The 6,254-nt window shown below is 72.9% G+C and carries 4 protein-coding genes; 2 read left to right on the top strand and 2 right to left on the bottom strand.

The features are described from left to right. Positions 1–199 precede the first annotated feature (199 nt). Positions 200–1,204 (bottom strand): acyltransferase domain-containing protein, encoded by a 1,005-nt coding sequence (locus ADL05_RS28370; protein WP_053620080.1) that lies wholly within the window; start codon positions 1,202–1,204, stop codon positions 200–202. A gap of 120 nt (positions 1,205–1,324) precedes the next feature. Here ADL05_RS28370 and ADL05_RS28365 point away from each other — a divergent pair, with 120 nt between their 5' ends. Next, on the top strand, positions 1,325–2,944 hold the full coding sequence (locus tag ADL05_RS28365) for an AMP-binding protein (protein WP_053620079.1): 1,620 nt from the start codon (positions 1,325–1,327) through the stop codon (positions 2,942–2,944). Positions 2,945–3,156: 212 nt separating this feature from the next. Here ADL05_RS28365 and ADL05_RS28360 read toward each other — a convergent pair whose 3' ends face one another. Beyond that, on the bottom strand, positions 3,157–3,441 hold the full coding sequence (locus tag ADL05_RS28360) for a 4a-hydroxytetrahydrobiopterin dehydratase (protein WP_053620078.1): 285 nt from the start codon (positions 3,439–3,441) through the stop codon (positions 3,157–3,159). Positions 3,442–3,832: 391 nt separating this feature from the next. Between ADL05_RS28360 and ADL05_RS28355 the strand changes: the two genes are divergently transcribed. Beyond that, entirely contained in the window at positions 3,833–6,253 is a 2,421-nt protein-coding gene (locus ADL05_RS28355) for a nitrate- and nitrite sensing domain-containing protein (RefSeq protein WP_053620095.1), read from the top strand. Position 6,254 lies beyond the last annotated feature (1 nt).

The raw sequence follows: 6,254 nt of genomic DNA, 5'->3' as shown, positions 1-6,254 counted from the left end.
CGCAACCGCACCCACCGCCAACCCCCGGACCCCCGCCGCCGACCCCGGCACCACACCAAGGGCCCGCCCACCACCGACCCCCAACCCCGCCAAGGCACCACCCCAGGCCTCCCACCCCCGGGGCCCGACCGCGACACCACAACACAACCGCCACAACAAAAAGGGCCCGTCCGCACCGGACGAGCCCCACAGCCATGCCTCACTCCAACCGCAACCACCCCGTACGCACCCGAAACCCCCCACCCGACTCCAACCGCTCCACCACCGCACGCTCCAACCGAGTCCCACGCGGCGCCGCGGCCACATCCACCTCCGGCATCCCGAACACGAACCGGAACACATCCGACTCCCCCGGCACACCAGCCCCCACCAACTCGAACCGCCGCTGGAACCGCACGATGTTGGAACCCTCCCCCAACACCTCACCCCACACCGGATCCAACAACCACGACGAACACGTCGCCACCACCGGATCAAACCCCAGATGCGCCCGCGCGAACGACCGCGCCCCCGCCAACGCCGCATCCACCGACACCGGGTCCAACCCACCCGACGGAATGTGCAACCGCAGACACCGATCCCCCGGCGCGAACCCCGCACCCAACGACCGCGCCTCCTCCCGCGACAACCACTCCACGCCCCCCTGATCCACCAGCAGCGCCGGCTCCAACTGCAACCCGCCCACCCAGAACAAACGCCCCCGGAACTGCGTCGCCACCCACGACGCCGTCTCCACACTCAACCGACCGAACATCCGACGCGACCGCGCCACCTGCACACCCACATCGGCCAGCGTCGCCACCGTCACCGACCGGTCCACCCCCCACGACGCGTGCCGCTCGAACAACGCCGGAACCATCGCCGCGAACGCCCACAACGACGCCACCCGCACCCGCGCGTCCCCCGCACCCACCAGCGTCGGCCAGTCCCGCCAACCCCCCAACGGCAGATCCACGTCCGCGCACAACCGCCGGTACATGCACTCCACCAGGTGCCACAGCTCCGGCGGCCACCCCTCCCCCGGCCACAGCCCCTCCACCTCGGCCCGGTCCCGGGGCTCCAGCGCGAACAGGTCCAGCACCCCCGCCGGATCCGCCGGCACCTCCAGCGACCGCACCGGGTCCGGCAGCCGCTCGGCCTCCTCCAGCCACGCCCGCACACCCGCACCCAAACCGAACCGCTCCACCACCGCTGCACTGTCCATCAGGACATCATCACCCAACCCCCACGGCCCACGCGAGTGAGGCCGACCTCACAGGTGGGCATAGTGTTGACGTACACCACCCATCACCAACAAACCGACCGAAAACGAGGACCGCCACCGATGTCCGACCCGGCGCAGCTCCTACGCGACTGGATCACCACCTACGACACCCCCGCCACATCGGTGGCACACCTGCTCTGCGACCGCCACCACCCCGACACGGTCGCCACCACCGAGATCGGCCCCACCCTCACCGCCACCACCCTCACCTTCGGCGAACTCGCCGAACGCTCCCACGCCCTCGCCGCCGGCCTGCACGACCTCGGCATCACCCCCGGCGACCGCATCGCCACCATCATCCCCAAGGGCATCGACCTCACCGTCACCGCCCTGGCCGCCTGGCGACTCGGAGCCGTCCTCGTCCCCCTCCTGCCCTCCTTCGCCCCCTCCGCCATCGCCGAACGCCTCACCAACTCCCGCACCCGCCTGGTCATCACCGACGACGAGTACCGCACCAAACTCGACCCCGGCCCCGACATGACCAGCACCCCCGCCTGGGACATCGCCACCACCGGCACCCACCCCCTGCGCGAAGGCGACCACACCCTCACCACCCTCACCGGCCCCACCCCCCGCACCGTCCCCGACACCACCCTCACCGGCGCCGAGCCCCTGGCCATCCTCTACGTGTCCACCGTCGTCGGAGCACCCCGCGGCGTCACCGTCCCCGTCCGCGCCCTGGCCGCCATGCACGCCTACCACCACTTCGGACTCGGCGTGGAGGACGACGACGTCTACTGGAACACCGCCGACCCCGGATCCGCCTACGGCCTCTACCACGGCCTCATCTCCCCCCTCCTGGCCGGACACGGATCCCTCGCACTGCGCGCCGGATTCTTCGACCCCGAACTCACCCTCGACGTCCTGGGCATGTACGGCGTCACCAACCTCGCCGCCGACCCCACCACCTACCGCACCCTGCGCGCCGCCACCAAGACCCTGCCGCCCGAGGTCATCGTCCAACGCCTCTCCAGCGCCGGAGAGATCCTCGGCCAGGACGTCATCGACTGGGTCACCGACGTCTTCGGCGTCCCCGTCCGCGACCACTACGGCCAGACCGAACTCGGCTGGTGCGCGGGCATCCCCAACGGCGGAACCGACGGCACCGACACCGCCCTGGTCCCCGGATCCATCGGCCCCGCCTTCCCCGGGTGGGACGTCACGATCCTGGAGCCCATCTCCGACGACCCCGCCCCCCTGGGCAGCTACGGCCGCATCGCCATCAACCTCGCCGAGAGCCCCCTGGCCTGGTTCGACGGCTACATGGACAACGAGAGCGCCTCCCAGCTGCGCTTCACGCCCGACCGCGCCTACTACCTGACCGGCGACACCGGGTTCCTCGACCGCCGGCGGCAGCTGTTCTTCTCCACCCGCGACGACGGCGCCATCGTCACCCGCGGCTACCGGGTCGGCCCCAGCGAGGTCGAGGCCGTGCTCAACGCCCACCCCGCCGTGGAGGAGTGCGGGGTCTACGCCGTGCCCGACGACCTCGCCGGCCAGCTCGTGGGGGCGCGGATCGTGCCGGCCGCAGGGCACGACGGCTCCCCCGCGCTGGCCGATGAGCTCAAGGAGTGGGTGCGCAGCCGCTTCGCCGAGCACGCGGCGCCCGAGACGGTCGACTTCGTCCCCGAACTGCCCCGCACGGCCTCTGGCAAGATGCGCCGCGCCCGGCTGCGCTGAGCGCACCGGCACTGGTGGGCACGCCCTCGACGGGGCCGCCGCGGACGCGCCCGCGCACTGCACGCCGCGGGCGTACTGCCGCATGGACCCGTGGGCCCCCCGCCGGCGGGTCAGCGCGCGTGACGGCCGCCCCTCCCGCCAGGACCCGCGGAGGCCGCGGTCCCGAGGCGGGACCGCGGCCTCCGACCGTCAGGCGGGGCGGCCTGCGCAGGTCAGGGGACGAGTTCGTCGATGCGGGCGGCCAGCGACATGTCGTTCTCGGTGATGGCCCCGACGGCGTGCGTGGTCAGCGAGAGCCGCACCTTGTTGTAGCGGATGTCGATGTCGGGGTGGTGTCCGACCTGTTCCGCGGCCTGGGCGATCGTGTTGACCAGGTCGATGGCCGCCACGAAGTCGGGCAGCCGCACGGTCCGGTGGATGTCCGGCTGGTCGGGATCCCAGTGCCAGTCGGTCAGCCGGGTGATCCCCTCGCGAATCTGGTCGTCGGTGAGCTTCATGGGTCCTCTCCCCGGTGGTGCCACTTTCGGTGCCAGTGGGTGACTGGACGGTGCCCGCGCGGTGGCCTTCCCTGCGTGCGCCATACCCGGGTGCGGGACCCCTCTCACCCATGCCGCGGCGAACCCTGTGGTGTTCGGTGCGGCGAAGCCGCTCCTTTTTGCTGTAGGTGCTTTTTCAAAGCACGCGCCACCTTTACGACGTAGATTTTGAATGTTGCCAGATCGAGAGCTTCCACTCTGACCTGCGACGTCCGTGCCGATCGCACCCCCGAACGGCCTTCCGGCACTTGCGCTATCACCCTCCGGGGCTGTTCACTCTGGGGAACTCCGGATACCCCCTCCCCCGGTGGACGCCTTCCCCGTCGTCCTCCCCTCCCCCGGAAGCGAGCCCATGCCCCAGCACACGCGTCGATCGCTGCGGGCCCGCATGATCACGCTGGTGCTCATCCCCAGCACCACCCTGCTGGTCGTGTGGGCCCTGCTCACCACCGTGATGCTGACCGACATCCGCGAGCTGCGCACCACCGCGTCGGCCACCGAGGAGATCGGCGGTCCGGTCGTGGAGGTCATCGGCGAGCTCCAGCGCGAGCGCCGCGCCACCATGGCCGCCGCCAGCGGCGCCGACGCCGACCTGCACGACCTGGCGCAGGCCCGTGAGCGCACGGACGGGGCCGTGGCGGTCCTGGACCGGCGGATCGCGGACTTCGACGCCGACCGGATCCCCGCGCCGGCCCTGCGCTTCCAGAACGCCATGGCACGGATCGACGGCCACCGCGCCAGCGTGGACGGCCTCTCCCCCGCGGAGATGACCATGAAGGAGGCCGCGGGGACCTACACCGACGTCATCGAGCACGGGCTGCGCGTGTGGGACTCCCTGGTCGCGCTTTCCGACCCCGAACAGGTCCCCCACCTGCGCTCCCTGACCTCGCTGATGCGCACCCGCGAGCTGCTCAACCAGCAGGACGCCGTCCTGGCGCACGCGGTGGCCACCAACTCCTTCCCCGCCGAGTCCCACGCCGCCTTCGCCGCGGCGGCCGGAGCCCAGCGGTACGCCTGGGCGCGGGTGGGCACCGAGCTCAGCGACCAGGACCGCCAGGACTACGTGGCGCTGGAGTCCTACTCGGTGCTGCACACCGTCTACTTGCTGCAGGGCAGCATCGTCGGCACGCCCCTGCGCCGGAGCGGCACGATTCCGGTCAACACCCCCACCTGGCGCGGAGCGGCCGAGGCCGTGGACATCCGGATGCGCGAGGTCGAGGAGGCGCAGATGGAGCGGGTCGTGGCCCTGGGCCACGCCCACGCCGCCTCGCTGCGCGACCAGGTGCTGCTGATCAGCGTTCCCGCGCTGGTGGTGGCGCTGGCCTCCAGCGCGGTCGCCGTCACCGGAGCCCAGCGGGTGGGGCGGCGGCTGCAGCTCCTGCGCTCGGCGACGCTGGAGCACGCCCGGGTGCGGCTGCCCTCGGTCACGGCGCGGCTGCGCCGGGGCGAGGAGGTGGACGTGGACGAGGAGGTGCCGCGGTTGGGCCGGGGGCGCTCGGACGAGATCGGCGGGGTCGCGGAGGCCTTCGACACCGCCCAGCGCGCCGCGGTGGCCGCGGCCGTGGAGGAGGCGCAGGTCCGGGCGGGGGTGCGCAACATGTTCCGCAACATCGCGCGGCGCACGCAGTCGCTGGTCCACCGCCAGCTGGGGCTGTTGGACTCGCTGGAGCGCGGCGAGACCGATCCGGCGGTCCTGGAGTCGCTGTTCCGGATCGACCACTTCAGTACGCAGCTGCGGCGCAACGCCGAGAACCTGATGCTGTTGAGCGGGGACGCGCCCGTGCGGCGCGGGTGGGCCCCGGTGGGGCTGTACGAGGCGGTGCGGGCGGCCTCCAGCGAGATCGAGGACTACACCCGGGTGCGGCTGCGGCGGCTGCCCGACGTGGCGCTGCGGGGCGATGTCGGGGCGGGCGCCGTGCGGCTGCTGGCCGAGCTGTTGGAGAACGCGACGGTGTTCTCCCCGCCGGGGACCGAGGTGACGGTGACCGGTGAGCGCGCCCGGGACGGCGGGGTCGTGCTGCGGGTGCGCGACCGGGGTCTGGGGATGGGCGAGACCCAGGTGGAGCGGGCCAACGCGCTGTTGGCGGACGCTCCCCGCTTCGATCTGGGCCGGGTGCGCGAGGATTCGCAGCTGGGGCTGTTCGTGGTGGCCACGGTCGCGGCCCAGCACGGCCTGGAGGTGTCCTTGGCGTCCTCGGCGCAGGGCACGCTCGCGGTGGTGGTGATCCCCGAGGACGCGCTGGTGCCGAACGAACCGGCCGGGCCGGTGTGCCTTCCGGTCGCGGCTCCCGCGCCCGTTCCGGAGTCGTCGCCGGCGCTCGCGCGGACGGTGGTGCGGCCGGAGGCGCGTGTGCCCGAGCCGGCCGGTGCGCGCCCTGGCGGGTCCTCCCCGGGTCCGGCGCCCTCGGCGCCGCCGGTGTCCCCCTCCTCGCCCGTGGGCGGCGGCGGTGGAGTGCCGGAGCGGGCGGGGGAGCCGGAGGCGGTGGCCGCCGCGGTGGTGGCGAGCGGTGAGGCGGGCGGTGCGGCCGGTGGGGAGTCCGAGGACACCTACATGGGTCTGCCGCGGCGTCGGCGCGGGGGCCGCCGGGAGCCGGTGTCCGAACCGGCGGCCCCGTCGGGGCGGGAGCCGGACGGGCAGCGGTCGCTGTCGGAGATCCGGTCCATGATGAGCGCGTTCCAGGCCGGGACGATGCGCGGTCGCGCGGAGTCCGAGGGTCCTGGTGGTGAGGCGGGTGCGCGCGGTGCGGGCCCTGGAGAGGACGTGGAAGGGTGAG

This window comes from Nocardiopsis sp. NRRL B-16309, from assembly GCF_001279585.1.
Classification (GTDB): domain Bacteria; phylum Actinomycetota; class Actinomycetes; order Streptosporangiales; family Streptosporangiaceae; genus Nocardiopsis.
Note: the sequence above shows the minus strand (reverse complement) of the source record. Positions and strands in the feature narration are given on the sequence as shown.

Coding starts and splice junctions, on each gene's coding strand:
- ADL05_RS28370 (WP_053620080.1), bottom strand. CDS start 1,204: ATGGACAGTGCAGCGGTGGTGGAGCGGTTCGGTTTGGGTGCGGGTGTG.
- ADL05_RS28365 (WP_053620079.1), top strand. CDS start 1,325: ATGTCCGACCCGGCGCAGCTCCTACGCGACTGGATCACCACCTACGAC.
- ADL05_RS28360 (WP_053620078.1), bottom strand. CDS start 3,441: ATGAAGCTCACCGACGACCAGATTCGCGAGGGGATCACCCGGCTGACC.
- ADL05_RS28355 (WP_053620095.1), top strand. CDS start 3,833: ATGCCCCAGCACACGCGTCGATCGCTGCGGGCCCGCATGATCACGCTG.